A 24,706-nucleotide genomic window follows, 5' to 3' on the forward strand; every position below is an offset into this window, starting at 1 on the left:
GACCAATAACCCAATTACGCGACGACGAACGCTCGCACTCACGGGAAGTACAATTGCGGCTGGACTTGCCGGATGTTTGAGTGATAGTACAGTTCCGTCCACAAATACTGAAGATGATGACAGAGTCCAGGAGGATTCGAGCCAAGAGGCTACGAGCTACGAGGAATCGAGTTCCGATGGCCACGATCACGACACCGATCAGACGCTCGGTCATCCAGATGACCACGTGGAAGTGACAATGGAGTCCGACGAGTATGGACACCATTTCGTTCCTCACGTCGTTCACATCGAACCGGGGGGAACGGTGACGTGGGTACTCGATAGCGGGGTCCACGACACGGTCGCCTATCATCCGATGAACGCCTCCATACTCCCCTCTGCCACTGAACAACGAATGCCCGACGGCGTCGATCCGTGGGCGAGTGACGTGTACGATAGGACGGGTGAAACGTTTGAGCTAACCTTCGAAGAAGAGGGCATCTACGACTACACCTGTACGATTAGCGGACACGGCCACCGAGGAGATGATCACCACGGTGGCCACCACGGCGGGCATCAGACCCACGAATCGACCGGGATGGTCGGTCGAGTTATCGTGGGTGATCCCCCATTGGATGCGGATGTGCAACCGGCGATGCGGCCACCATCCCGCAAACTTCCCGATGGGGCACGACACGAACTGGAACAGTTCAACGATCAAACTCGTGCAGCTTTAGAAGATGAGGATACGAGCTACGAAGAATCGGATTCCGATGACCACGATCACGACACCGATCATACGCTCGGTCATCCAGAGGACCACGTCGAAGTGACAATGGAGTCCGACGAGTATGGTAACCATTTCGTCCCCCACGCCGTTCACATCGAACCGGGTGGAACGGTGACGTGGGTGCTCGACAGCGGGGTCCACGACACGGTCGCCTATCATCCGATGAACGCCGCCATCCTTCCGTCAGCGTCTGAGCAACGAATGCCAGACGGCGTCGATCCGTGGGCGAGCGACGTGTACGATAGGACGGGTGAAACGTTCGAGCTGACCTTCGAAGAGGAGGGCATCTACGACTACGCCTGTACGATCAGCGGACACGGCCATCGAGGAGATGATCACCACGGCGGGCATCAGACCCACGAATCGACGGGTATGGTCGGTCGAGTTATCGTGGGTGATCCCCCATTGGATGCGGATGTGCAACCGGCGATGCGGCGACCGTCCCGTGAACTTCCCGATGGAGCACGACACGAACTGGAAACGTTCAACGACCAAACTCGTGCAGCCTTAGAGGAACACTGATCGTTGGTCGTTTTTAGGGACACATGACCTGTTGACCTCCTCTCCGCCCTAAAGGGCGAAGATTCCCACGGCACTGCGCCGCTGAGTTGGGAGTTTTCAGGTTTGCAGTCCGGTCGGCATGACGGGACTGCTGGCGGGGCCAAGCCGCCGTTACTCCTATCCCCGGTATGGGATTCAGAGTTACCTGTTCAGAGAATCCAGCGGTCACGAAAGGGATTCTTTCGGACGTAGACTCCCGAATCCCGATATTATCCGTTTACTCGGGCGGCTGAACCGCCTCGGTGTATTCATGCCTAGGTTTCACGCGATTATTAAACTCCGGGTATCCGACTTCCGGTGGTTGATTCCCAGTTGTCGGATTCATCCCCGCGCTGAAACACGGGGCTTTCTCCTCGATTCTCCGTGAGTTGTTTTCGTTCACTCCATGAAGAATTACGCGTGTATTTTGCACTACCCTACCTACCAACTCCCGGATAGATACTGCTGTTTCAGTGTGTTCGGTAAGAGCCCATGGTATTGTCCCTTTGGCGAATGAAGTGCGTAGCGAGTACAAAATACACTACCGGCGGCGAACGGAGTGAGCGAAGCACCGCTCCTTAAAAAGGTGGGAGTGACGCACCCGACGCAGAAAACGGCGAGAGTGGAGAAACCGTCGCAGAAAAGGTAAGAAGAAAGCTATTGACCGCTGGCGAGGACCGAAGGGACGAGCCAGCGTTTTTTGGTCCAGCTTTTTCAAGGAGCGGTGCTGAGCGAACGAAGTGAGCGAAGCACCCGACGCAGAAAAAGCTGGGAGTGACGTAAAAAAAGGTGGGAGTGTCGCATTCGTGATCGTGGGCCACGACGCACCCACAACGCCCGAATTTTCGCTGTCGGATCTCCCGGGCGGCGCCGGTCGGCTCGACCTGCTCGCGCGGTGTGTCAACGCCGGACTGTTCCTCTCGCACGGGATCCGCGAGAACGTCCGCGTCCACCTCGTTTTGGACGACACCTACACCGTCAGCTTCGACGGCGCTTCCGTTCGGAACCTCTCACCTGATGAGCGCAACGTCGCCGCGCGGGTTCGGGGGGCCCTGGAGGCGTCGGACGGCGCCATCGGCCACCAGCCGGCCGAGCCGTCCCCTGGCGTCCGACTGTACAGAATGGGGTTCGAGGAGACGCTCGAGTCGGTCGCCGGCGGGGGACGACGCGTGTCGGGACCGGGCGAGGGCGGGCCGCCCGATCCGACCGCCGTCCAGCTCCACGAGGACGGCACACCGCTGCCGGAACTGGACGTGCCCGACGATCCCGTGTTCGTGCTCTCGGATCACCACGACTTCAGTGACGAGGAGTCGGCGCTGCTTTCCGAGATCGCCGACGAACACGTCCGGGTCGGCCCCGAGCGCATCCACGCCGACCACGCGATCACCATTGCGCACAACTATCTCGACACCGACGGTTACCGGCGATACTGAACTCTGCTGTTGTCACAAGATACATACGTTTCTAAAAATAAGTTTACATATGGTTCAACGACGGGAGTTCCTTCGAAAGGGAGTTTCAGTGACGGCGGTTGCTGCCGCCGTGGGCCTTTCCGGGTGCCTCGGACAGGAGGGAAGCGAGGACGTCGAGGCGGCGTTCGATTTGCTCGAAGAAAACCAGGAGGTACTCGACGAGTTCGAGGAGCTTGAGGACGACGAGCTTCCGGATCAGGCGGAAATCGACGGAATCAAACAACGGATCGATGAGGCAGAGGACCACCTTGATGCAGCCGATGCGGTTGCGGAAGACGAAGAAATTCAGGAGGCGGTACAGCTTGGCTATTCAATTGCGGAGTTTCAACTCTCATTAGTGCAGGCTCTAGAAGCGATCAACAGCGTGATCCATGGGTTAGACACGATAGTAGCCCAGATCGATGCCGATCGGGTCGACGATGCGCTCGAAACGAGCGAGGAGCTTCTGGATGACGCTTCCGAGGCAAACGAGAAGATATCCGAGTCCATCGATGCACTGGACGAGATCGATGACGATCGCCTCGATACTCAAGAGCGGATCGAACTGGGTGTTGATAAAGCGAAGTTAGAGCGTGTCGATAACGAATTCGATGTATTTGAGGAAATGATCCATGGATTCGTAGAAATGATACAGGGTCTACAGGCCCTGGAGGCGATGATCGACGCACTCGAGGATGAAAACCTCGATGACGCACTTGACAAGGCAGAAATCGCTGAATTCGAGTTCGAATCAGCTGCATCCCGATTCGAGGAGATCGAGGACGACCCTGACCTCCCGGCTCATATGGAAGCCGATGTTATCGAGATAAGCGCAGATGCCAATGACTTACGGGACGCCACCGGTCATTACGCGGACGGGATTCGGGCAGCCCAACGTGGCGATTGGGACGCGTTCGAAGAGCATATGGAGAAAGCGGAAGCGGCACTCGAATAGATTATCGACCACTCGCCTTCAAGGAGTGTTCGGCAGAATTCGGTCGAAGTCAACGTATCGTAGCCAGCCGGCTGTGTGGCTTCCTTTGGGAACTCCTATGAGACCGGCGCAACGGCGCGAGTGATTCGACCGGAATACTGCTCTGTCGAGGCGACACCTTCCCAACCCTTATATTAGAACATCCTAATATTAGCTATAGCTAAAATGAACGAGACGGGAGCCGCAACGGACCCGACCGATCCCGGCGTGGAACAGTCGCGTTGCTGTGAGGCCGTCGCCCACTCCCTCACGGAGACGGAACTGGCCGCGGACCTCCGAATCCTCACCGCGGCTGGAAGCGAAACCCGGTACGAGGTGCTCAGGCTCGTGGCTGCCGCCGATGGCGGAGTCTGCGTCTGCGAACTCGAGCCGTCGCTCGGGGTGAGCCAGGGAGCAATCAGCCAGGCGCTCTCGCGGCTCTACACCGCCGGACTGGTGAGTCGACGCAAGGAAGGGCGGTGGCGGTACTACACGGCGACGCCGAGGGCCCAGCGACTACTCGAACTGCTCGATGACATTCGAACCCAAAACAATGAGTGAGACACCCCAATCGACCGACGACCAGGATGAATCGAACGACGGGATAGATCATACCGACCCTGCCGACCGGACCGGCCTAGATCCAGCAGAGCAACGAACCGCCGTCAGACAGCGGTACGCCGACGTGGCCACCGAAGGTGGCTCCTGTTGTGGCGACGGAGACGATAGCGGATCCACTGTCGACGAGGAAACGGCCTGCTGTGAAAGTGGCGGGTCCGATGAGAGCACTTCATCGATCGATTCGGAACGGCTGGGCTACACCCAGTCGCAACTGGAAGCGGTCGAATCAGGCGCCGACCTGGGCCTTGGCTGTGGGAACCCGACAGCGATCGCGGATCTCGAGGCGGGCGAGACGGTCCTCGACCTCGGCGCCGGTGGCGGGTTCGACTGCTTTTTGGCGGCCCGGGAGGTCGGCGACTCGGGTCGGGTGATCGGCGTCGACATGACGCCGGAGATGGTGGAGAAAGCCCGAGAGAACGCACGAAAAAACGACGCGGAGAACGTGGAGTTCCGGCTCGGAGAGATCGAACATCTGCCCGTCGCCGACGAAACCGTCGACGTGATCCTCTCGAACTGCGTGATCAACCTCTCACCGGACAAACCTCGCGTCTTCGAGGAGGCGTATCGGGTCCTGAATCCGGGCGGTCGACTCGCGGTATCGGACGTGGTTCGATCGGGAGAGTTGCCCGACGATCTGGCTGCGGATCCGGCGTCAGTGGCGTCGTGCATCGGCGACGCGGCGCCGGTCGACGAGATCGAGGCTGCCCTCCGCGAGGCAGGATTCGTCGATGTCGCCGTCGAGCCAAAAGAGGGCAGCCGGGAGTTCATCGACGAGTGGGATCCCGAACGGGACCTGGGTGACTACGTGGTGTCGGCGTCGATCCGGGGCAGAAAGCCCGAGCGGTGACCGAACCCCGTCGCCGAAACGACCGCAGCCGGGGCTACTCTCGGAACTGTTTTTCGTCGGGGACGCCGGTGCTGGAGGCGGTGGCGTCGACGCGTTCGACCATTTCGTCGAGTTCCCCGGCCGTGGGTTCGGGGAGGTCGAGTCGGTTTCGAGCGATCGGGATCCACTCGCAGGCGAGCCTCGCACACCACCGGTGGAAGGGTGCGTCGGCTTCGGCGGTTTCGAGCAGCCGCTGGAACGCCGGGAGCCAGTCGAAGTGGTCCCGGAAGAACGGACGGTACTCGTCGGGGCCGCCCGACTCCAGGAGCACGGAGGCGTAATCGAGCAAAAGCGCGAGGTGGTCGGGGGGATACGCGGCGGGAATCTCGGCTTCGAGCGCGTCGTAGCGTCGGCGCATCTCGTCGGCGGGCGGTCCCTCGAGGAGGCCTTCGCGTCCGGTGCCGGCGTGCCACTCCCGGTAGGGGGATTCCACCGGGATCGCGTACGGGGATTCGAGCCCTTCGAACAGCCGGATGTACTCGTTGTCGAGGGAGCCGACCGTCTCCGGCAGCAGTTCGGTCGCGGGGCCGCCCTCCGGTTCGGGGAGGTCCAGGCGATCGACAAGCATGTCGATCTCCGTGTCGAGCAGTCCCGCCTCGACGTCGGTGAAGAACCGCTCGTCGGGGTGTTTCAGACACTCGGCGAGCAGGCTGCACAGCTGCGCCCAGTCGTCGCTGTTCGCCAGTTCCGGAACGGGTTCGGTGGTCGCGTCGGGATTCGTCATGGGTTATCGGTTCGGATTTCGCGTCGGTGTTTCTGCGACGGTGCGAGGGAGAGACGAGAGGAGTCAGCGGGACAGCGCAGCGGGAGAGGGATTGCCTCTCAGGCGACCACGAGTGGCGCTTTCACGGCCATGAAAAGCGCCACGTATCGCAGGAGGAGCCCACCCAGTACGACCAGGCCGAACTTGGCCGTATACGTCGCCTGTGCGAGTCGCTGGAGTTTCGGGGTCGCCTGGAGGTCGATGCGCCACTCGGCGACGAGGAGCGCCGCCGAGAGGACCAGCGGCGCGAGGAGTCCCAGGGCGACGACGCCGCCCCAGAACAGCAGTGCCATGTCGGTCCTCAGCAGTTCGAAGGTGGCCTGGGCTGCGGGGCCGCCCTGCGAGAGGGTCCACACGAGCGATCCGAGGATGACAATCTCCGCGAGGATCACGAGGTCGTCGACGAGGCTGAACTCGTGGACGCCGGTGCCGAAGACGCCCTCGAAGATGCCCGTGAGGCCGGCGGTGGCGGCAAGGCCCATCGAGAGGCCGCTGGCGAGAAACAGGAACGGCAGAAGGGTGCCGTCCCAGGCGGGGTAGAGCCACGCTACCTCGCTCAACAACAGCGCCGTGTACACCACGAGCAACACCGCCAGAAACGCGCCTCCGGCGTGGACCGCCAGCCGGAGACGCTCTCCGGGACGGGTGAGCCGGCCCAGCCTGGTGAGCCACTGTTCGAGGGGGAGATCACTTTTCGCTTCGATCCAGCGGGTGATCCACCGGGCGAAGGTGCTGGGATCGTCGTCGGTCTCCTGGCCCCAGATCTGCCAGAACGCCTGTATCATTGCCACCAGGGTGAACAGCACGATCGTCCAGGTGCCGATCACCAGCCAGGACTCGAAGTTGACAAACAGGATCGGGAACAGCAGCGCGCGCAGGGGCGCACCCAGGTGGGTAAACAGGATGACCCCGCCGACGGCGATACCGACGACTGCGGCGATCATCCCCCACCGGCTCGTGGCCCGCAGTGCTTCGGATTTTGTCCCGTCTTCCCGCCGGCTCAACACGTCTGCGGCAAAGCCGGTGAGGTAGGCACCACCGGCCAGGCCCCCGAAGAAGAGGTAGATCGCGATCTTCAGGTCCCAGTGGTGCTCGAGTATCCAGATCAACCCGTCAGGGTGGTAGGGCATGTGGTGTCACCCGGTCGGGTCGGTGGTTTCGATCGAGTCGTGCGATTCCTGGGTCACTGGTTCGACGACCAGCGCCGGCCCGACATCGCTTTCGCTGTAGCGGTTGGCCGCCTCTTCGGAGGCTTCCCGGAGGATCTCGTTGATCGGGCCGGCCTTCAGCGCCTCCGTGACGCAATTGTCCACGCAGGCGGCCGTGGCTCCGCCGTCCTCGGGCTTTTGCCGCGCAGGCTTGCCGTGTCCGTCGCCGGCGCCCTCGCCCAGACAGAGGTGACACTTTTGCAACAGTCCATCGTCGCCGTACTGACAGGCGCCGAACGGACACGCGTACGCACAGTAGTGACAGCCGATGCACTTGTCCTGATCCACAGTGACGATCCCGTCCCTCTCGCGTTTTTCGATCGCGTGGGTGGGACAGACCTGCCGACATGGTGCCGTCGCACAGTGGAAACAGGACATCGACACTGACGTCTCCTTGTAGTCCGGGAACGATCCCTCGCCGACGTGTTCCATTCGGCGCCACTTGGCTTCCTTCGTGCCGACGTCGTTGCGCACCCGACACGAGACCACACACGCGTGACAGCCGATACACTTCTGGGTGTCGAAGTAGAAGGCCCACTGGCGGCTCATGCGCCATCACCTCCGGCTTTCGTTACTTCGACAGGATGGTTCCTGTCGACCTGGCCCGACACCGGTTCGACGTGATGTTCCCTGTTCAGTGTCATGGTGTTTGCTCCTGCCTCCTCGGGATGGACAGATCCTTCACCGAATCCGTTCACGGTGGCGATCCAGCCGGGGCGGACGCCCTCGTAGACGTGTGCCGGAAGTTCGATGGCGTCGTCTCGGGACTCCACACGGACCATATCGCCCGTCTGGATGTTCCGCGGACGCGCGTCCCGAGGGTTGATGTGGAGGTAGTTACCTTCGTAATCGTCGTACGCCCGTCCGTAACGGTCGAGATACTCCTCGACTGACTCGGGCAACGCCTGGCAGTGTCCGCGCGATATCTGCTCGACGAACACGTCGGTGAACAACAGCGGGTACTCGTCGTCGGTTGTTTCGCCGTAGATGTCGTCGTCGACCGGCTGCCACTCGGGGGCCGTGCTGACGCCGAGTTCGTCGGCCAGGGCTGCGTAGCTCTCGTTCGGCGCCAGGTCGAACTGGAACAGCCCCGTTTCGGTGTTGAACCCGTCTTCGCGGTACTGCTGGTAGCCGTACTCGTCGACGAGCGCGTAGCTCTGTTCGGCGAGCTCGTCGAAGCTCATGTCGACCGCGTCGAGCTTTTCATCGAGGTATTCCTCCTCGGAGTCCCACGGGAAGTACTCGCCGTAGCCCATCTCCTCGGCGAGTTCTTTGTAGATGTCGAACGCCGGCTTGGTGTCCCACAGCGGGTCGATCGCCGCATTCGATGCGGTGACCCAGGTTCGGGTGGGATAACAACTGTCGCCGCCGCTGCCGAGGAACGGTTGTTCGATCTGCGAGGAATCCGGGAAGACGACGTCAGCCCGTTTACTGACGGCGTTCCAGAACGCGTCGACGACGATTACCAGTTCCATCTCATCGAGGGCCCGGAGCCACTCTTGGGTGTTGCCGCTCTTCGGCGGTAGCGACCAGTTGGAGACGTACCCCTTGATGTCGCCCTTCTCGACCATCGTCGGCACGTAGTTGTGACTGTAGTTCCTGATGTGTCGCTGGTATGGATAATCGTCGTAGTCCGGCAGGTCGGCGTCCTCGTGAGCGTCCGGAAGCTCGATCCCGCGCTCGGCGTGAGGATCACTCAGACTCGGTCCTCTGTAGTGGCGGGTACCACCCTCGTGGTCGATGCACCCTACCAGCCCGTTGAGCGCGTGGATCGCCTGCGCGTTCTTGAAGCCGTTACCCTGGTAGGCGATTCCCGTCCACGGGAACGCTATCGCTCGGGGCGCAGCTCTCGCGAATCCGATCGCGACCTCGCGGATCTCCTCTGCGTCGATGTCGGTGATCTCCTCGGCCCATTCGGGTGTCTTGTCTTCGACGTTCTCGCGGTACGCCTCGAACCCATACGTCCAGTTCTCGACGAACTCCTCGTCGTAGAGCCCTTCCTCGATGATGACGTGGCCCATCGCGAGCGCGAGCGCGCCGTCGGTCCGGGGTTCGATCGGAAGCCACCTGTCGGATTTCTGGGCGGTCTTGGTGTATCGGGGGTCGATCGTCACCAGGGTCGCGTCGTTGTTCTTCCTGGCATCGAGGATGCCGTTCGGCTCCCACTGCCCGCGGAAACACTCCATGGGGTTGCGACCCCAGGCGATGATGTACTCGGAGTTTTGCCAGTCGGGCCACTCGCGACCGTAGCCGCCCATCCAGCCCCAGCTATCCGAGAAGGGTCCGTGACACGTCGTCTTCCGGCCGACCTGGATCGCGGCGCCGTAGATCCGCTGAAAGAGCTTGTCGTGTGTGTCGGTAAGCGGGTAGCCCTGGTAGCGGAGCATCTTCTCGGCGCCGTGTTCCTCGCGGAACTGTTCGAGCCGCTCGGCGGCGAATTCGATGGCCTCCTCCCAGGAGGCCGACTGGAGTTCGCCGTCTTTCCGGATGTACGGCTGCCGGATCCGGTTGGGATTGTAGGTCTTGTCCAGTTGGGCGACGCCCTTCGAGCAGAGTGTCCCCTCGCGACCTTGGCCGCCGCTGGCCTTCGGGTGACCGTCGACGCCAGTGAGGTCGATGGCTCTGCCGTCCTCGACGGTGATCGCTTGACCGCAAGAAGCCCGAGAGATCCAGCAGTTTCCGTGGACGATCTCGCGGTCTGTCTGCTCTTGGGCGGCGACGATGTCGGGATTCGTCGAGATCGCACTACCGCCGACGGCGGCGGCGGCCCCGGCTGCCGCGCTGGTCTTCAGGAAGTTTCGGCGACTGACGCGCCCGCCGCCGGTCGGTGCCGAGCCCTCGCTTGTGGACGGCTCTGTACGTCCAGTCATTAGTGTATTCTCCGTTCGTATTCTACGCCCTCCACGATCACCCCGGTGTCACGCCGCGTCGGCACCGGGTTCGGGGTCGCTGTAACCCCCGCGAGTGACGATCCAAATCGGACGCGTTCTCCGGCTGATCTCTCTTTTCGTCCGTTACACCGGTCTGCTTTCAGTGGGTGCCTTCGACTGTCGAGGCAATTTTTCTTATTCATATATAATGATTAATTTTGAAGTTTATATACATCTTAGAATGTTATCATATCTCGGGAATCCACCCCGGTCTATATGAGATACTGGTGTCTCGATTCAGTTATAGGGAATCTCGATCGCGATCGCCGACTGCACCCGAAAAGAGACAGGCTCAGTTTTCCGAATTCAGCTCCGGTACGTCGTGCTCGTCGAGATCCATAAGTTCGTGGGTGATCTGCCGGATCGCCTCCAGGCCCTTGACCTCCGAGGGCAACTGTGGAACCAGGATGACGCCGGGGTCGTCTCCCCAGCGTTCGTCGATTTCTTCGAGGTAGGTTTGCTGCATCGCCGAGCGATCCTCGTGAAACGACGAGCCGGCGGTCGCCTCCTCCTGGAGAACGTTGTTCACGACGATCGCCCCGATGTCGACGTCGTGTTTGGACAGTTCGTCGATGATCCGATGGGTTTCCTCGACCGCCAATCCCTCGGGAATCGTCACGACGACGAACGTCGCATCCGGTGCCTGAACCATATCGAGCGTGTCCTTGGCAAGTTGTCGCCACTGTTCGAGGAGCTTCGATGGCCGTTCTCCCGCTTCGCGTTTCATCGCCGAACGGACGTCCGCGTAGATCGAGGGGGCCTGTCCGAGGTGGCTGTAAAACCGTTTCTGGAGTTCGAGCAACGACAGCGTGCTGCCGGCGGGTGCGGTGTCCCAGACGATACGGTCGTACTGATCGTCCTCGTAGAAGTCCAGCAGGATACCCATGACGTACTCTTCGGGGATCCCCGGCGCTTCCGCCACGTAGTCGATCACCTCCCGATCGACGTCCAGGAAGGAGGAAAAGAGGTGGTACACCTCCTCTCCATACGCGTCCTTCCAGCGATCGACGACCATCTCGTAGTCCATCTCGAGGATATCCAGGCCGTCGACCTCGGGGTGAGGTGTCGGCTCGCCGGAGACATTCAGTTCGAAAATGTCCGACAGTGACGGCGACCGGTCGGTCGTCAAAAGCAGTGTCCGCTCGCCTTTCGTGGCGTACGCTACGGCTGCGGCAGCCGAACAGGTGGTTTTCCCGACCCCGCCCTTGCCGGTGAAGGCAACGAGTCGCAGGGACGGGTCGGGCCATCGTGGTGTAGTCATGGGTTCTGGATTTGGGTTCGATCTGGGTTCGATTTGGGTTCGATCTGGGTTCGATTTGGGTTCGATCTGGGTTCTGGATTCGAGTACGATCGCGCCGGTGTGCTGCTGTCGTCTGGTTATGCTACTATCCGAACATCCGCTGCCGTAGATCGGTCGCGGCGATCTTCACCGCGAGTTTCGCGAGGGTTTTCGCGTCCTTCAGCCCGGTGTTCTGCCAGGATGTCTCGAGTTCGTTGTCGCCACAGATGCTGAATGATCCATCCGTCACCAGTTCCTCCTGGAGGTTTTCCAGTTGGAGTTCCCGTTGGTCGGGTGGCTTTTCGGCGATCCGTTCAATCTCCTCGACGATCGTTTCGGAGGCTTCGATCCGGTCGTTGACCGAATCGAACGTTTCCTCGTCTATCAGGCCATGTTTGTACTTCACTTCGTTGAGCCGCCGGGACGCCTCGTAAGTGACCGCCACGATCTCCTCTCTCGACATCCATTCGGTCTCGTAGCTCAGTATCCTGGCCCAGCTCGGTTCCAGCAGCTGCTGTCTGTGGTCTTCGAACGTCTCGCAGAACGTTTTGTAGCCGTACTCTTCGGGGTTTTCGAACCCGGGCGATCCCGGGTCGAGAAACGGCGCAAGCGGCGCAATGAACGGCTTGAGCGTCCGACCGGCGAACCGGTCGAGGAGGTGATCGCAGTATTCGACCGTTTCGAGGACTTCCTCCGGCGTCTGCTCTGGCAGCCCGATCAGGAAAAACAGGTCGATGCTCTCACAGCCACTTTCGTACGCTTCAGCCATCGACGTCTCCATCTCCTCGAGTGAGCCGTTGAACTTCCCGAGATGCTGTCTGACCGTCGGGGAGTACCCTTCAGGGCTGAACTCGAGTCGCCAGCTCGAGACCGCGTCGTCGATCGCCTCGTAAAACTCCCTGTCGCCCGGCCAGAACAGTTCGAAGACGAACTCGTTGGATGTCTCGATGTCTTCGACGTACTCCAGAAACGTCAGTGCCGTCTCCCGGCCGCCGATCCGGATGTCGTTGACGACCATTATCGGTCCGTTCGAAAACGAGGTGATCGAACGCACGTCGTCTGCCAGCTTCTCGGCCGACCGGATCGCTGGCCGATCGCGGCCGAACGTCTCGCGATAACAGGTGTTCGATCCGCCACAGTGGACGCAGTTGAGCGAACATCCCCGCGAGGTCAAAAGCATCGTCACCGGCGATTCGAGCCACCCCTGATACGGCAGTACCTTCTGGAGTCCGCCGTACTTCATCACCGACCGGATCACGTACGTATACGAAGGTAGGGCAGTGTAATCGAGGCTGTCGGGCACCCAGGACAGCGGATTGACGACGACCGCGCCGTCGTCGTCGATGTACGTCAGGTTCGGAACCGACGAGAGATCGCCGTTGCCGTCGAGGGCCTGCACCAACTCCACTAGCGGCTGTTCGGCTGAATCGCCCCTGATTACGTAGTCGACGGCCGGGTATTCGATCAGCTCGTCGTGGTAGTACGTCGCGCTCATCCCGCCGAGGATCACCGGCACGTCCGGGTGGAACTCTTTCACGAGTTTCGCGATCTCGATTGCTCCGTGAGCGTGCGGGAGCCAGTGCAGGTCGATCCCGACGTAAGACGACCGGCAACGTCGGATCTCGCTTTCGACGCTGTAGTCCTCGTCACGCAACATCTTGTGTGCCAGATTGACGATCTGTGTGCCGTAGCCGTGCCGTTCGAGGTAGTCCGCGAGGCTGGTCAGACCAACTGGATACATCTCGAAGATCGGCGAAGACGGAACGACGTCACTTATCGGTCCGAAAAAACCGGGACGCTCGCGGAAGTCATACACTGCAGGTGGGTGAAAGAACGTGACGGTTGGTGTCTTGATTGGCATGGTGCGTTGGGTGGGTAGTCGTCGTCGCGGGGCGGAGTGAGACGAGATAGGATGATGCTGAGCGAGCGTGATCGGGACTGTCACCGATTTTGGCGGTGAACGTGGACAGCCGTTCCGGCGTGACGGACAGATACGCAGCCTCGATTCGGTGAATGTCCGACCTGTTCGGTTCGCATGCGACCCGTTGGGGGTTTCTCGTAACCCGGGTGAAAGTACACTTGGACAGACATTAAATACGGTCGTGCAGTCCCAGTTTTTGAAAAGATGTCTCCGACCAGCAGGTCGATCATTGCGGTTGTAAGGCCAGGATTCCTGGCGCTGTCACTGACCGGGCTCTGACGGTTCATCGTCCTGCGAGTCGGGGAAGCACGAACCCGAGAAACGGGACGCCAAAGCCCACGACGAACCCCGTCAAGTGAGCGTACACGTTGGTTCCGGGGGCGACGATGACGAGCGATCCGAGCACACCCGCGGTCGTCACGGACATTCCGAACACGAACATGAACTCCCGTTCCGCCGAAAGAGCAATGCCGCGAGGGTCGCCGTCCAGACGAAGCAATCCGGCCGCACCCCCCGCAGCGACGAGGAAGAAAAGCGCCGCGACCGAGGGATCGGGCGGCAGGAACCCGGCGTTCCGCGGAACGACGAACGCGAACCCCAATGCGAGTGAAAACGGGACGACTGCCCACGTCGGATCGATCCGTCGCTCGGCGTCCGTCTCCGACGCGAGGGCGACGAACCAGACGACCACGAGAAAGCCCAGAAACGCGGAGTTGAGTCCCGAAAACCCGGCCGACGGGTAGTTGGAGAACTCCCCGAGCGTGTTGATCGACACCCACGAAACGAGGATGGGGACGACGAGGAGATAGCCCGCGGCGGCGCCGGCGAGTTCGCGGCGCCAGTCGGCCGCGACCGCCAGCGGGTGGATCGCCGCCATCGTGAGCCAGTAGACACCGACGTTGTTGAGGAGGTGGGCCGAATCGACGTGGACGTAGCTCGATGCGAACGCCGTCCACAGTGTCGTCACGTCGGCAAACGGCGACTCTGCCGCGAGCGAGAGGCTCCAGCTCCGGGTGCCCGGTACGAGGTGGATGAAGACGAGCACCGCCGGAACCGCGAAATACACCGCGAACAGCTCCCATCGGGACCGCCGACGAACGCCCGCAGCAGTCGCTTGCAGGATCCGAACTGTGAGCCGTCGTCTGGGGCCTCCCTCCCAGTTCACGCGGGAAGGTAGGGGGCAGCCGACAAGTGTCTTTTCCGGCCGGCCGTCGGAATCGGTACCTGAACCGGAACTGGAAGCGGAACACGGATCGAATCCGGAACCCGAAAAGGAATACCGGTTCCTCCCCAACGGCGACCATGGAGACGCCAGTCGTTCGCGGCCCGGTTCGGGACCGTCCACTCGCAGTCACGATCGCCCTCTCGCTCGTCGGTTACGTCGCCGTGCTCGGTGTGTTCCTCTCGCCGTCGTTCGCGGCGCTTTTCCCCCGGTTGTCACAACCCCAGGTCGAGTTTCTCACCCACGCGATCGCCGCCGTGAACTCCCTTACGATCGTCACGCTCTCGCTGGGCTGGTACTGGATCCGGGCCGGCGAGGTGAGGAAACACGCCGCGGCGATGACGACCTCGTTCGTGTTGATCCTGATCTTCCTCGGAATGTATCTCCCACGGGTCGCCGGCGGCGGGACGAAGTACTTCGTCGGTCCCGATCCCGCCTTCTATGCGTATCTGGCGATGCTCGGGATCCACATCGCGCTGTCTATCCTCGCGGTTCCTGTGGTGCTGTATGCGATCGTGCTGGGGCTCACTCACACCGAACGGGAACTCCGGACGGAGACGCCACACCGCCGGATCGGACGCATCGCGGCCGCCTCGTGGCTGCTGTCGTTGATCCTCGGTGTCGTTGCGTATCTCCTGTTGAACCACGTGTACGGCTCCGAGTACGAGGCCGCACAGGCTGCCGCTATCGTCCTGTTGTAGCAATCCTTGACACAACCCTCCAGACTGTTTTCCCCATCCGAATGCCGGATCACAGCCGGACGAGTTCCGCCCGAACCGCGTTCCGTTTTATAAGGAGGAACCCCGTCAGGATGAACAGGAAGCCGACCCAGGTGTGGATCGTCGGCACTTCTCCAAGGAAGACGAGCCCGGTGACCGCCGCCGCGACCGGGGCGGCGTAGGAGACGAGGTTGATCTCGATCGGGCCGAGCCGCTCGAGGAGATCGAAGTAGATCAGGAAGCCGGCGGCGCTGGCGACGACCACGAGATACAACAGTGCCACCATCGCCTCCAGCGTCCATTCCACATCTGCCACGGATTCAGCCAGCGCGACGCTCACCCCGTGCATCAAGAGCGCCCCGAGCAGCATCGACCACGCCTCCATCGTCTCGATCGGGAGCCCGGTGTCGAGCCGCCGGGTCAGCACGCTCCCGAGTGCGAACGACGCCGCCGCAAGGAAGATCAGGAACATCGACACCGTCCGGGTGTCCAGCAAGTTGTTCGGATCGGGGTTGCTCAAGATAACCACGCCCAGGAACCCGACCAGGAGGCCGATGATTCCAAGGACTGCGAGCCGTTCGTCGGGAAGCAGTCCGCGAGCGAACCCCGTCGTCAGGATCGGCGAGAGGCTGACGATCACTGCCGCGGCTGCGCTCGTGGTTCCCTGCTGTCCGACGAAGAGAAACGCGTGGTAGGCGGCGATCAGGAACGCCCCGCCGATACCGACGAGCAACCACTCGTCTCGATCCCGGGGGCGCCACCGGTCGGTGGCGTACACCGCATAGCCGAGCATCAACAGGCCGGCCAGGTCGTACCTGAACGCCGCGAACAGAACCGGGGGGAAAAAATCCAGCCCGGCCTTGATCGCGGTGAACGCGCTCCCCCAGACGGCGGCGAGAACGACGAACAGGATCGCGTTCCTGAACGGCGACGTCACGCACTCATCACTCGGGAACTCCTCGTGTGCCGAGGGCCGAGTAGGTTGCGATCCCGGCGAAGAACGACCGTTTCGCTAGCCCTTCTTGTAGGTCACGCCGGCACCGCGTTCGGGGTAGGTCCACACGACGTTGCCGTGGCGACAGCCCCACCGACAGCTGCCACACTCCAGGCAGTTCTCGTAGTAGATGTGGGGCACGCCGTTGTCGTCCCGCTGCCAGACGTCGGCCGGACAGACGTTCACGCAGTCGTCGTTCACACACCGCTCCTCGCAGATGCCCGGCACCTTGACGTCGAGGTGGGACTCGCCGGAGTCCTCGTACTTGACGGTGTACAGCTTGTCTTCCATCGATTCGTTCTCTACTCCGAACGACTCCGGAGAGAGGTCCGGTCCGGTCTCGTCGGCCGTGTCTGTGTTTGCACTCATTGTGTCACCGTATCATCTTGTTGTATCTGTATGCCAGCTTCGCCGCCCCCGTCCAGCCGCCGACGGCCTCGAGGAGACGGTCTTTCGCCTCGTCTGCGTGTTTTTCCTTCGTCTGGCGGTCCATCCGGAAGTACTCGGTACTCGCGTCTGCAACCGCCTGCGGGAGCGTCTCGAACAGCAGCTCCTTGTCCTCCTTGACGCGGTCGATCATCCATTCGTACCGCTCGAGGTTCTGCATCACGAACGACTCCTCGAGCTCCTCGGGATACGACCGCAACGCGGCTGCGTCAGTCCGGTCGCGGTCTGCGGCGCTCGCGATCGCCTTCGCCGCGAGGTAGCCGCTTTCGACGGCCATGTTGGTGCCCTCGAGGTGGACGCCGTTGTTCAACACGAGCCCCGCAGTGTCGCCCACCAGGACGGCGCCGTCGTGGACGAGTTCCGGCACCGCCTCCGGGCCGCCCTCGGGGATCGTCTTGGCGGTGTACTCGACGGTGCGTGCGTTCCGCAGCAGCGGCGCGACCGCCGGGTGGGACTTGAACGCGTTCAGCGTCTGTTCGGGCTTCGGCTGGCTGCCACGCGCGTCCGAGAGCCGGTAGGCCAGTCCGACGCTTACGGTGTCGTCGTTCGTGTAGATGAAGCCGCCACCGAACGCGTCGCCGACGGCGCCCTCGCCGAAGTAGTGATAGGAGGCGCCGGCGTCGTCGTACAGCCGGAATCGGTCCTCGATGACGTTCTCGCCCTCCGGGAACTCCAGCACTTCCTTGACGCCGACCGCGATGTTCTCCGCGCGCTCGACCGACCGGAGATCACCTGCCTCGCTTACCAGGGAATTGCCCCCTTCCGCGAGAACAACGTACGGTGCGCGGATCCGTCCGTCGGGACGGTCAGTCTCGACGCCGACGACCTGGCCGTTCTCCTTGATGAGGTCAGTAACCGTCGTCTGGGTGATGAGGGTCGCCCCCTCCTCGACGGCCTGCTCGGCGAACCACTCGTCGAACTCTCCCCGCAGTACTGTGTAGGAGTCGTTGTGCGGCGGCTCGTGCCACTGTCCCGGTCGCAGGGAGACGGCGGTCTCGTCGCGCTCGGAGAGCATGCTGAACCGCCGTTCGGCGACGTACCGCTCCAGGGGCGCATCCGAGAGGTCGACCATCTCGCGGACGGTTGGCGTGTACATCACGCCGCCGAAGACGTTCTTCGCGCCCGGGAAGCGACCACGCTCGATCATCAAGACGTCCAGGTCCTCCTGTGCGAGCTTCGTTGCCGCCGCACAGCCGGCGAGGCCGGCGCCGACCACGATAACGTCGAACGCGTCGTCGTAGTTCGGGTTCTCGATCGGCTCTGTCCTGTCGCTCATTGTGCCACCTCCTGGAGTTCCGCACCGGCTTCGATCGCTTCGACCAGCTGCGGGACGATCTCGAAGATATCACCGACGATGCCGTAGTCGGCGTGCTCGAAGATCGCCGCGTTCGGATCGTCGTTGATCGCGACCACGACGCGGCTGTCTTTCATCCCTTCGAGATGCTGGATCGCCCCCGAAATGCCGAGGGCGACGTACAGCTCCGGCCGGACCGTCTTGCCGGTCTGTCCGACCTGGCGGGAGGCCTCAACCCAGCCCTCGTCGACCGCCTTGCGGCTCGCGGCGAGTTCGGCGTCCAGCGCTTCCGCGAGTTCGACGGCGGGCGAAACGTCGCCTTCGGCCCCGCCGCCGACGGCGACGATGCGGTCGGCGTCGGTGATGTCGGCCGTGTCGCCGATCACGCGCTCGATCACCTCGGAGATCGTCTCCTCCTCGCTGACGACGACGTCGACGTGTTCGATCTCGCCTTCGCGGTCGGGATCGGGTTCGGCCGCCTCGAACACGCCCGCACGGACCGTCGCCATCTGCGGGCGGTGATCCTCACAGACGATCGTCGCGAGTACGTTCCCGCCGAATGCGGGTCGTTTGGCCTGCAGCAGACCGTCCTCATCGACGTCGAGTTTGGTGACGTCGGCGGTGAGGCCGGCCCAGGTCGGCACGGCCACCCGGCCAGCGAAGTCGCGGCCGGTGTGGGTACCACCGATCAGTACTATCGACGGGTTCCACTCCTCGACCATGTGCCGGAACTGGGTGCCGTATGGGTCCGCCCGGTACGGCTCGAAGACGGGATCGTCCGCAACGAGCGCCCGGTCGGCCCCCCGCTGGATCGCCTCCTCGGCGACGTCGTCGACGTCTTCACCGATCACTATTGCGACCAGCTGTTCATCGATCTTGTCGGCAAGTGTGCGTCCCTCGGCGAGCAGCTCCCAGGAGACGTTCATTACCTCGCCAGCGTGCTCTTCGATGAACACCCACACGTCCTCGGCGTCGGCGACCTGCTGTTCCGCCTCGGTCATCTCCTCGTCGTCCTCGCTTACTTCCTGCTCGGCTTCGTCGCTCATGAGAACACCTCCGTTTCGGCGAGCGCCTCGATGAGCTCTTCGGGCGTTTCGACGATCTGTTCTTTCCGATCGACCGGGGAGACAGTGTCCATGCCGCCGACCTGGGTCGGGGAGGCGTCGAGCCCCACGTCGTCCTCGTCGATGCCGAGGTCCTCGGCGGTCAACTCCATCGGTTCGAAGTCGTTTTCCGCGTAGATCTTCCGATGGAGGCTGGCCGGCCGTGGTTCGTTTTCGCCGAACGCGAACGCGACGACCACCGGGAGGTCGGCGGCGACGCGCTCGTGGCCCCCCTCGACGTCGCGGACCGCAATCAACTGGTTCTCCTCGGGCCGGGGCTCCAGTTCCTCGACGTAGGTGAGCTGTGCCCAGCCGTTGTGGGCGGCGATCCCCGGCGGAACCTGTCCCGTCGAGGAGTCGGTGGTCTCTTCGCCGCAGACGACCACGTCGGCGTCGAAGTACTTGACCGCCTCCGCCAGCGTGTAGCTGGTCGGCCAGGTGTCGCTGCCAGCGAACGCCCGGTCGGTGATCAGGGCCGCGTCGTCACACCCCATGGCGACGGATTCCTCGAGCACCTCCGCGGCGTTCGGTGGCCCCATCGAAATCGCGATCACTTCCCCGCCGACCTCGTCGCGGAGCGCAAGCGCCGCCTCGAGCGCGTTTCGATCCGGAGTGTTCAACACGGCAGGGGCGTTTGCCCTGTCGAGCCGACCCGTATCCGGATCGATCGTTACCTCGTCGGAGTCGGGAACCTGTTTGACTCCCACTACGATTGTCCAATCATTACTCATTTAGTACACCTCATGTCGTGTCGGAGTGCGTACCGACACCGCGTGTTAGCACATCGGCTATCTCGACGAATAAAAGGGATACGTGTTTCTCACAGTCTGGGAATTTCTTCTCTCGAGAGTGAACCGGTGGGACGTTATTTAAGCGGAGATGAAGCAGATCACCGTTTTCACCCCCGCACCGCCGGTAACTACTGTACAGAGTAGCCGCCGTCGACGACCAGCGACTCGCCGGTCACGAAGGAGGCGTCCTCCGAACAGAGCCAGACCACAGCCGAGGCGATTTCCTCGGGCTGTCCGAGTCGGTCGATCGGTGTCGCGGCGATGGTCTGCTCCATCGTTTCGGGGTCTTCTTCCTGCGTCCGTTCGACCATCGGCGTCTCGATGACGCCGGGACAGACCGCGTTCACCCTGACTCCCTCGGCGCTGAACTCGAGTGCCGCGGTCTTGGTCAGTCCGACGACGCCGTGTTTACTCGCGACGTAGGGGGTGAGGTTGGGGAACCCGAGCAATCCGGCGATCGAGGCCGTGTTGACGATCGCACCGCCGCCGTCGTGAAGCATCGCGGGGATCTGCTCGCGGAGCCCCAGAAACACGCCCGTCAGATTGATGTCGATCACTTTCTCCCAGTTCGAAAGCGGCTGGTCGCTCGAAGGTTCGCTCGCTCCCTCGATGCCGGCGTTGTTGAACGCGAAATCGAGCCCGCCAAAAGTGTCGAGAGCCGTCGCTACGGTTTCGGCGACATCCTCCGGATCCGTCACGTCGCCCTCGACGAATACGGCCTCACCGCCGTCGGCTTCGATCGCCGATACGGTTTCTTTGCCACCCTCTACGTCGATGTCGTTGACGACGACGCTCGCACCTTCCTCGGCGAACCGTTTTGCCGTGGCCTGTCCGATACCCGATCCACCACCGGTTACGATCGCGACCGTTCCGTTTATTCCGTTCATTGTTTTCTCTCCCTGGTAGTGCTCTGTGGACTCTCTGTCGAGACTGGTCGGTCCGAGAGTTCCGAGAGCCTGGCCGTACATAGACAGAGCGGAACAATAAATCGAGATGACAATTCTTGCTCCTATGCAACGGTGCCAAAAGTTATATAATATTAATAATTACATTCAGAACTTTACAGCTTCACGTATGGCGGTTTCAAGTGAAAAAAGTTGAAGAAGATCTGAGCTTGATATAAAAACCGATAAGAGTTGTCCCTCTACCTCACGGTGATTTCTGCAATCAGTTAAAAACAAACGTGTCTTTCAAGTGAATGTTTCCATTATACAGAATATATGATATAAAATCTGGGCTACATGATCATAAGAAAATAATATGGGTTTGTTCACACCTCATTCAATTCCGTAGTCTCTTCCGGGCTCGAGTTCCTGTCACGGCACTGGTTTGTCACGTTGTTTTGCTTCTTGTATTGGCCGTCAAAAACGGGCCGAGAGGGATTTGAACTACACCGTCGGCTCGCTTTGCTCGCCGCCGTCTCATTCAAATCCCTCTTGCCGGTTCACTCACCGCCTCGCTGTCACTCGGCGGTTCGTTGCACGGGCCGAGAGGGATTTGAACCCCCGACCGTCTGGTTAAAAGCCAGACGCTCTGCCGGGCTGAGCTATCGGCCCTCGATGGAATTCTGACGTCCGGCCACTTAAGCGTTCCACTCCGGGATGGTGATTCCGCAGAATCGACCGACGGCTCTCTCCTAACTGTACCGCTCTTCGGCCCACGGATCCGCGGTCCTGGAGTAGCCCCGCTTCTCCCAGTACCCGCGCTCGGGTTCGGTAAGGAACTCGACCCCTGTCACCCACTTCGCCCCTTTGTATGCGTACTTGTGGGGCGTCACGACCCGCAGTGGACCGCCATGGTCGTCCGACAGCACCTCCCCGTCGAGCTCGTACGCGAACAGCACCTCGGGCCGCATGCACGTCGATAGCGGGAGATCGGTTGTGTAGCCGTCCAGCGCGTGGAACATGACGTGCACCGCGTCGTCGTCGACGCCGGCACGCTCGGCGAGTTCCGGGAACGGCACGCCCGTGAACTCCCGGTCGAACGTGCTCCACCCGGTGACGCAGTGAAAGTCCTGCCGCTGGGTTTCGGCCGGAAGCGACCGAAATTCCTCGAAATCGAGGGATAGTCTGGTGTCGACGGCACCCCACACCTCGAACGTCCAGGTGGCCGGATTCCAGTCGGGCGTCTCCCCCTTCGAAAGGACGGGGAACTTCTCGGTCTTTCGCTGCCCTGGCGGGAGCCGTTCGTCCCCGAACTCCTCGTAGAGGTCCGTCTGATCGACGACCATGGCCACACCACGATTTCCAGAAACGTATGAATGTCGGGTCGCGTGCCGGAGCCCGAGTTTCCCCCGAGTGGAAGTCTCGTGACAACGCGTGTCACGTAGCTGCCAGCAAGTTTATATACACCCTCCGTCAAACCCCGGTTGTTCAGATGCCCAAGGTCGAAATTACGATCCCGGAACACCTCGAGATGCAGATCGCTCAACTCGTCGAACAGGGCGAGTTCGTCAACCGCGAAGAAGCGATCGAGGAACTGTTGTCCACCGGGATGAAAGCGTACAAAACGAGCGGCCCGATGGACGACGAGGAACCGGGATTCGAAGACGACGGTATGATGGGTCACGAGGACGAGTACGTCTTCTAGCCGACACCGCGTTTTTCCCGCGGCGCGTCCCTGCTGGCGGTACTCGTCCTTCGAGCGTGTGGCACCGGCTCCCGAGCAATATTTAAACGGGAAACGCGCGTATCAGGGGTATGCACAAAGACGAATTGCTCGAACTCCACGAGCAGATGGTCACTATCATGGAGTACTTCCGCGAAAAGGAGCACGTCGACCCGGAGCTGTTCGAACCGTACGAGGAACTCGACGTCGACCCCTCTCACGTTCACAAATCGAAGAGCGAACACAAACACGCGGTGTTCGTGCTCGGAAACGCCCTCGCGTCGGCGATGGCCGAAGACGAGTTCTCCACTGCCGGGCGGGTCGGAAAGCGGATGAAGGAACTCGCCGAGGACGCCGAAAACAAACTGTAGGTTCTTTCGCAACGCCTTTGCGTCGAGCCCGTGGTCTGCCGGTATGGGCATCCCCGAGGAGCGGATCGATCGCTTGCACGCCCTCGCCCGCGAAGCTGCCGAAAACGGAGAGTTCGACCGCTCCCGGGAGTACGTCAGGCTCGCCCGCCGGATCGCCCAGCGACACCGCTGTGGGCTCCCCCGGGAGTTCAAACGGTTCACCTGCGATCGATGTGACGTGTACCTCCGTCCGGGCGCCAACGCACGGGTGCGGCTCCAGTCGGGGCACGTGGTAATTCAGTGTGACTGTGGGGAGATCGCCAGATACCCGTACGAGTGATCGGCACCGACACCGATAGGTCGTGCAGAACCGGGGATATCGAAGATGGATCTCGAAGGTGAATATCGAAGGTGGATATCGAAGGTGGATATCGAAGGGAAAACACCTTACGCCGGACGGACCCATCGGGAGACATGATCACCGTCGTCGGCGGGGGGATCGCCGGACTCGCGGCTGCCTACCGGCTCCAGGAGCACGGCTTCGACGTCAGGGTGTACGAAGCCGCGGATGAGGTCGGCGGCCTCGCTGCGCTGTACGACACCGCCGGGGATCCGATCGAGCGCTACTACCACCACCTCTCGAAGTCGGAGGAAACGATCGTCGAACTCGCCGAGGAACTCGGGGTCGACGACCGGCTGGAGTGGTCGATCGGCAAGAACGCCTACTACGTCGACGGCGTCGTCCACCCGCTCGACACCGCAACACAGATCGCCGCCTACCCCCACCTGAGCCTCTATGACAAGTTCCGTCTCGGAATGCTCACCCTCGGCGTCGACGTTCGGGGCGGTCGACCCAGATTCGACAGCTACGACGACCTAACCGAGTACGAAGACGTTCCCGTCCGTGAGTTCGTCGAAGAGCACACCACCCGCGGCGTGTACGAGCGGTTCTTCGATCCGTTGCTGGACGCGAAATTCGGCGACAGGAAGGAGGACGTCAGCGCGGCTTGGCTGCTCGGCCGGATCAGATTCCGCGGCGAACGCGACCTCCGGCGGGGGGAGATCCTCGGCTACTTCGACGGCTCCTTCGGCGTCCTGATCGACGCGCTAGTCGACGGCGTCGGGCGCGATCGCATCACCACCGGCGCCCGGGTCGTCGACGTCGGCTTCTCGACTGCCGGCGGGGAGTCGGCGGCGGATCGAGGCGTCGAAACCGTCACCGTCGAAGCCGGGTCGGGAACGGAAACCCACGAAACCGACGGCGTGGTCGTGGCGGCGATGCCGAACGTGCTCGAAGCGCTCACCGGCTACGAATGCGACATCGACTTCCAGGGGGCAGTCTGTGCGGTCGTGACGATGGACCGCCAGCTTCTGGACACCTACTGGCTGAACATTGCCGAGGAGGCGCCGTTCGGCGCGCTCATCGAACACACGAACTTCGTTCCGCCGGACCGCTACGGCGGACAACACCTCCTGTACGTCGCGAGCTACGTCCAGTCGAGTGACGACTGGCGGTGGCAGGCCGACGATGCGACGCTCGAAGAGCGCTGGCTCGACGGGATCGCAGAGCTGTTCCCGTCGTTCTCCCGCGAACACGTCGCGTCGGTCCGGATCTCCCGGAATCCCCGAGCAGCACCGGTCTACGAACGGGGATACCTCGAGACGGTGATCCCGTACCACCTGCACGAGGCGGTCGGCGACGGGGTCTACTACGCCGGGATGGCCTCGCGGGCCCAGTACCCAGAACGCTCGCTCAACGGCGGGATCGTGGCCGGTTTCGAGTGTGCAGACCGGATCGCCGACGGCGAGTGAGCAGTCCGGGCGAGGAGTAGGGCTCC

The 24,706-nt window shown here is 61.9% G+C and carries 24 protein-coding genes and 1 tRNA gene; 10 read left to right on the forward strand and 15 right to left on the reverse strand.

Annotation, left to right across the window (positions count from 1 at the left end; translation table 11 throughout):
• Positions 1-76 precede the first annotated feature (76 nt).
• The 5 genes from AArcSl_RS17220 (at position 77) to AArcSl_RS09605 (ending at position 5,201) form a co-directional block, all read left to right on the forward strand.
• A complete protein-coding gene (locus AArcSl_RS17220) occupies positions 77-1,291 on the forward strand; it encodes a plastocyanin/azurin family copper-binding protein (RefSeq protein ID WP_217563438.1) in 1,215 nt (404 codons plus the stop codon).
• Positions 1,292-2,115: 824 nt separating this feature from the next.
• Positions 2,116-2,742 (forward strand): tRNA (pseudouridine(54)-N(1))-methyltransferase TrmY, encoded by a 627-nt coding sequence (trmY, locus tag AArcSl_RS09590; protein WP_245883425.1) that lies wholly within the window; start codon positions 2,116-2,118, stop codon positions 2,740-2,742.
• 49 nt (positions 2,743-2,791) lie between these two features.
• Positions 2,792-3,715, forward strand: coding sequence for a hypothetical protein (locus AArcSl_RS09595; RefSeq protein ID WP_119818238.1), 924 nt, complete (start codon positions 2,792-2,794; stop codon positions 3,713-3,715).
• Positions 3,716-3,919: 204 nt separating this feature from the next.
• The gene (locus tag AArcSl_RS09600) at positions 3,920-4,294 is read left to right on the forward strand and encodes an ArsR/SmtB family transcription factor (protein WP_119818241.1); all 375 of its coding nucleotides are present in this window, start codon (positions 3,920-3,922) and stop codon (positions 4,292-4,294) included.
• On the forward strand, positions 4,287-5,201 hold the full coding sequence (locus AArcSl_RS09605) for an arsenite methyltransferase (protein ID WP_119818244.1): 915 nt from the start codon (positions 4,287-4,289) through the stop codon (positions 5,199-5,201). Before AArcSl_RS09600 ends, AArcSl_RS09605 begins: the two co-directional genes overlap by 8 nt.
• A 34-nt stretch (positions 5,202-5,235) precedes the next feature.
• On the opposite strand, the gene AArcSl_RS09610 is transcribed toward AArcSl_RS09605, so the two are convergent.
• From AArcSl_RS09610 to AArcSl_RS09640, 7 genes are all read right to left on the reverse strand, one after another.
• Positions 5,236-5,964: a TorD/DmsD family molecular chaperone gene (locus AArcSl_RS09610; RefSeq protein WP_119813728.1), complete on the reverse strand. Its 729-nt coding sequence runs from the start codon at positions 5,962-5,964 to the stop codon at positions 5,236-5,238.
• Between the two features lie 98 nt (positions 5,965-6,062).
• The gene (gene nrfD / locus AArcSl_RS09615; protein ID WP_119818247.1) at positions 6,063-7,133 is read right to left on the reverse strand and encodes an NrfD/PsrC family molybdoenzyme membrane anchor subunit; all 1,071 of its coding nucleotides are present in this window, start codon (positions 7,131-7,133) and stop codon (positions 6,063-6,065) included.
• Positions 7,134-7,139: 6 nt separating this feature from the next.
• Positions 7,140-7,760 (reverse strand): 4Fe-4S dicluster domain-containing protein, encoded by a 621-nt coding sequence (locus AArcSl_RS09620; RefSeq protein WP_119818250.1) that lies wholly within the window; start codon positions 7,758-7,760, stop codon positions 7,140-7,142.
• A complete protein-coding gene (locus AArcSl_RS09625; RefSeq protein ID WP_119818253.1) occupies positions 7,757-10,081 on the reverse strand; it encodes a molybdopterin-containing oxidoreductase family protein in 2,325 nt (774 codons plus the stop codon). The genes AArcSl_RS09620 and AArcSl_RS09625 overlap by 4 nt, the downstream gene beginning before the upstream one ends.
• A 352-nt stretch (positions 10,082-10,433) precedes the next feature.
• A complete protein-coding gene (locus AArcSl_RS09630) occupies positions 10,434-11,402 on the reverse strand; it encodes an ArsA family ATPase (RefSeq protein WP_119818256.1) in 969 nt (322 codons plus the stop codon).
• Between the two features lie 124 nt (positions 11,403-11,526).
• Positions 11,527-13,281 (reverse strand): TIGR04190 family B12-binding domain/radical SAM domain protein, encoded by a 1,755-nt coding sequence (locus AArcSl_RS09635; RefSeq protein WP_119818259.1) that lies wholly within the window; start codon positions 13,279-13,281, stop codon positions 11,527-11,529.
• Between the two features lie 343 nt (positions 13,282-13,624).
• The gene (locus AArcSl_RS09640; RefSeq protein WP_119818262.1) at positions 13,625-14,506 is read right to left on the reverse strand and encodes a hypothetical protein; all 882 of its coding nucleotides are present in this window, start codon (positions 14,504-14,506) and stop codon (positions 13,625-13,627) included.
• A 137-nt stretch (positions 14,507-14,643) separates the two neighbouring features.
• Here AArcSl_RS09640 and AArcSl_RS09645 point away from each other — a divergent pair, with 137 nt between their 5' ends.
• The gene (locus AArcSl_RS09645; protein ID WP_119821884.1) at positions 14,644-15,264 is read left to right on the forward strand and encodes a DUF420 domain-containing protein; all 621 of its coding nucleotides are present in this window, start codon (positions 14,644-14,646) and stop codon (positions 15,262-15,264) included.
• A gap of 49 nt (positions 15,265-15,313) precedes the next feature.
• Here the strand turns inward: AArcSl_RS09645 and AArcSl_RS09650 are convergent, their stop codons facing one another.
• From AArcSl_RS09650 to AArcSl_RS09685, 8 genes are all read right to left on the reverse strand, one after another.
• Positions 15,314-16,219 carry a DMT family transporter gene (locus AArcSl_RS09650; RefSeq protein ID WP_119818265.1) on the reverse strand — a complete coding sequence of 302 codons (906 nt, stop codon included), beginning with the start codon at positions 16,217-16,219 and terminating at the stop codon, positions 15,314-15,316.
• 75 nt (positions 16,220-16,294) lie between these two features.
• Entirely contained in the window at positions 16,295-16,645 is a 351-nt protein-coding gene (locus tag AArcSl_RS09655; protein WP_119818268.1) for a ferredoxin family protein, read from the reverse strand.
• A gap of 4 nt (positions 16,646-16,649) precedes the next feature.
• Positions 16,650-17,999, reverse strand: coding sequence for an FAD-dependent oxidoreductase (locus tag AArcSl_RS09660; RefSeq protein ID WP_119818271.1), 1,350 nt, complete (start codon positions 17,997-17,999; stop codon positions 16,650-16,652).
• Positions 17,996-19,018 (reverse strand): electron transfer flavoprotein subunit alpha/FixB family protein, encoded by a 1,023-nt coding sequence (locus AArcSl_RS09665; protein ID WP_119821886.1) that lies wholly within the window; start codon positions 19,016-19,018, stop codon positions 17,996-17,998. The genes AArcSl_RS09660 and AArcSl_RS09665 overlap by 4 nt, the downstream gene beginning before the upstream one ends.
• A gap of 41 nt (positions 19,019-19,059) precedes the next feature.
• The gene (locus AArcSl_RS09670; protein ID WP_119818274.1) at positions 19,060-19,851 is read right to left on the reverse strand and encodes an electron transfer flavoprotein subunit beta/FixA family protein; all 792 of its coding nucleotides are present in this window, start codon (positions 19,849-19,851) and stop codon (positions 19,060-19,062) included.
• Positions 19,852-20,039: 188 nt separating this feature from the next.
• A complete protein-coding gene (locus AArcSl_RS09675; protein ID WP_119821888.1) occupies positions 20,040-20,798 on the reverse strand; it encodes an SDR family NAD(P)-dependent oxidoreductase in 759 nt (252 codons plus the stop codon).
• Positions 20,799-21,393: 595 nt separating this feature from the next.
• Positions 21,394-21,467, reverse strand: a tRNA-Lys gene (locus tag AArcSl_RS09680).
• 80 nt (positions 21,468-21,547) lie between these two features.
• Positions 21,548-22,141, reverse strand: coding sequence for a sulfite oxidase-like oxidoreductase (locus tag AArcSl_RS09685; RefSeq protein ID WP_119818276.1), 594 nt, complete (start codon positions 22,139-22,141; stop codon positions 21,548-21,550).
• 146 nt (positions 22,142-22,287) lie between these two features.
• Between AArcSl_RS09685 and AArcSl_RS09690 the strand changes: the two genes are divergently transcribed.
• From AArcSl_RS09690 to AArcSl_RS09705, 4 genes are all read left to right on the forward strand, one after another.
• Complete coding sequence (locus AArcSl_RS09690; RefSeq protein ID WP_119818280.1) at positions 22,288-22,500, forward strand: ribbon-helix-helix domain-containing protein; 213 nt, start codon at positions 22,288-22,290, stop codon at positions 22,498-22,500.
• Positions 22,501-22,610: 110 nt separating this feature from the next.
• On the forward strand, positions 22,611-22,889 hold the full coding sequence (locus AArcSl_RS09695; protein WP_119818283.1) for a UPF0058 family protein: 279 nt from the start codon (positions 22,611-22,613) through the stop codon (positions 22,887-22,889).
• A 43-nt stretch (positions 22,890-22,932) separates the two neighbouring features.
• Positions 22,933-23,208: a ribonuclease P protein component 4 gene (locus AArcSl_RS09700; RefSeq protein WP_119818286.1), complete on the forward strand. Its 276-nt coding sequence runs from the start codon at positions 22,933-22,935 to the stop codon at positions 23,206-23,208.
• Between the two features lie 134 nt (positions 23,209-23,342).
• Positions 23,343-24,680 carry an NAD(P)/FAD-dependent oxidoreductase gene (locus AArcSl_RS09705; protein WP_119818289.1) on the forward strand — a complete coding sequence of 446 codons (1,338 nt, stop codon included), beginning with the start codon at positions 23,343-23,345 and terminating at the stop codon, positions 24,678-24,680.
• Positions 24,681-24,706 lie beyond the last annotated feature (26 nt).

Origin of the sequence: Halalkaliarchaeum desulfuricum, assembly GCF_002952775.1 — an archaeon.
GTDB classification, from domain to species: domain Archaea; phylum Halobacteriota; class Halobacteria; order Halobacteriales; family Haloferacaceae; genus Halalkaliarchaeum; species Halalkaliarchaeum desulfuricum.

Excerpts from the sequence above, each read along its gene's own strand:
- AArcSl_RS09625 (WP_119818253.1), bottom strand. The coding sequence starts at position 10,081 with ATGACTGGACGTACAGAGCCGTCCACAAGCGAGGGCTCGGCACCGACC.
- AArcSl_RS09685 (WP_119818276.1), bottom strand. The coding sequence starts at position 22,141 with ATGGTCGTCGATCAGACGGACCTCTACGAGGAGTTCGGGGACGAACGG.
- AArcSl_RS09700 (WP_119818286.1), top strand. The coding sequence starts at position 22,933 with ATGGGCATCCCCGAGGAGCGGATCGATCGCTTGCACGCCCTCGCCCGC.
- AArcSl_RS09655 (WP_119818268.1), bottom strand. The coding sequence starts at position 16,645 with ATGAGTGCAAACACAGACACGGCCGACGAGACCGGACCGGACCTCTCT.
- AArcSl_RS09660 (WP_119818271.1), bottom strand. The coding sequence starts at position 17,999 with ATGAGCGACAGGACAGAGCCGATCGAGAACCCGAACTACGACGACGCG.
- AArcSl_RS09690 (WP_119818280.1), top strand. The coding sequence starts at position 22,288 with ATGCCCAAGGTCGAAATTACGATCCCGGAACACCTCGAGATGCAGATC.
- AArcSl_RS09630 (WP_119818256.1), bottom strand. The coding sequence starts at position 11,402 with ATGACTACACCACGATGGCCCGACCCGTCCCTGCGACTCGTTGCCTTC.
- AArcSl_RS09670 (WP_119818274.1), bottom strand. The coding sequence starts at position 19,851 with ATGAGTAATGATTGGACAATCGTAGTGGGAGTCAAACAGGTTCCCGAC.
- AArcSl_RS09610 (WP_119813728.1), bottom strand. The coding sequence starts at position 5,964 with ATGACGAATCCCGACGCGACCACCGAACCCGTTCCGGAACTGGCGAAC.
- AArcSl_RS09665 (WP_119821886.1), bottom strand. The coding sequence starts at position 19,018 with ATGACCGAGGCGGAACAGCAGGTCGCCGACGCCGAGGACGTGTGGGTG.
- nrfD (WP_119818247.1), bottom strand. The coding sequence starts at position 7,133 with ATGCCCTACCACCCTGACGGGTTGATCTGGATACTCGAGCACCACTGG.
- AArcSl_RS09600 (WP_119818241.1), top strand. The coding sequence starts at position 3,920 with ATGAACGAGACGGGAGCCGCAACGGACCCGACCGATCCCGGCGTGGAA.
- AArcSl_RS09635 (WP_119818259.1), bottom strand. The coding sequence starts at position 13,281 with ATGCCAATCAAGACACCAACCGTCACGTTCTTTCACCCACCTGCAGTG.
- AArcSl_RS09675 (WP_119821888.1), bottom strand. The coding sequence starts at position 20,798 with ATGAACGGAATAAACGGAACGGTCGCGATCGTAACCGGTGGTGGATCG.
- AArcSl_RS09705 (WP_119818289.1), top strand. The coding sequence starts at position 23,343 with ATGATCACCGTCGTCGGCGGGGGGATCGCCGGACTCGCGGCTGCCTAC.
- AArcSl_RS09645 (WP_119821884.1), top strand. The coding sequence starts at position 14,644 with ATGGAGACGCCAGTCGTTCGCGGCCCGGTTCGGGACCGTCCACTCGCA.
- AArcSl_RS09620 (WP_119818250.1), bottom strand. The coding sequence starts at position 7,760 with ATGAGCCGCCAGTGGGCCTTCTACTTCGACACCCAGAAGTGTATCGGC.
- AArcSl_RS09695 (WP_119818283.1), top strand. The coding sequence starts at position 22,611 with ATGCACAAAGACGAATTGCTCGAACTCCACGAGCAGATGGTCACTATC.
- AArcSl_RS09605 (WP_119818244.1), top strand. The coding sequence starts at position 4,287 with ATGAGTGAGACACCCCAATCGACCGACGACCAGGATGAATCGAACGAC.
- AArcSl_RS09595 (WP_119818238.1), top strand. The coding sequence starts at position 2,792 with ATGGTTCAACGACGGGAGTTCCTTCGAAAGGGAGTTTCAGTGACGGCG.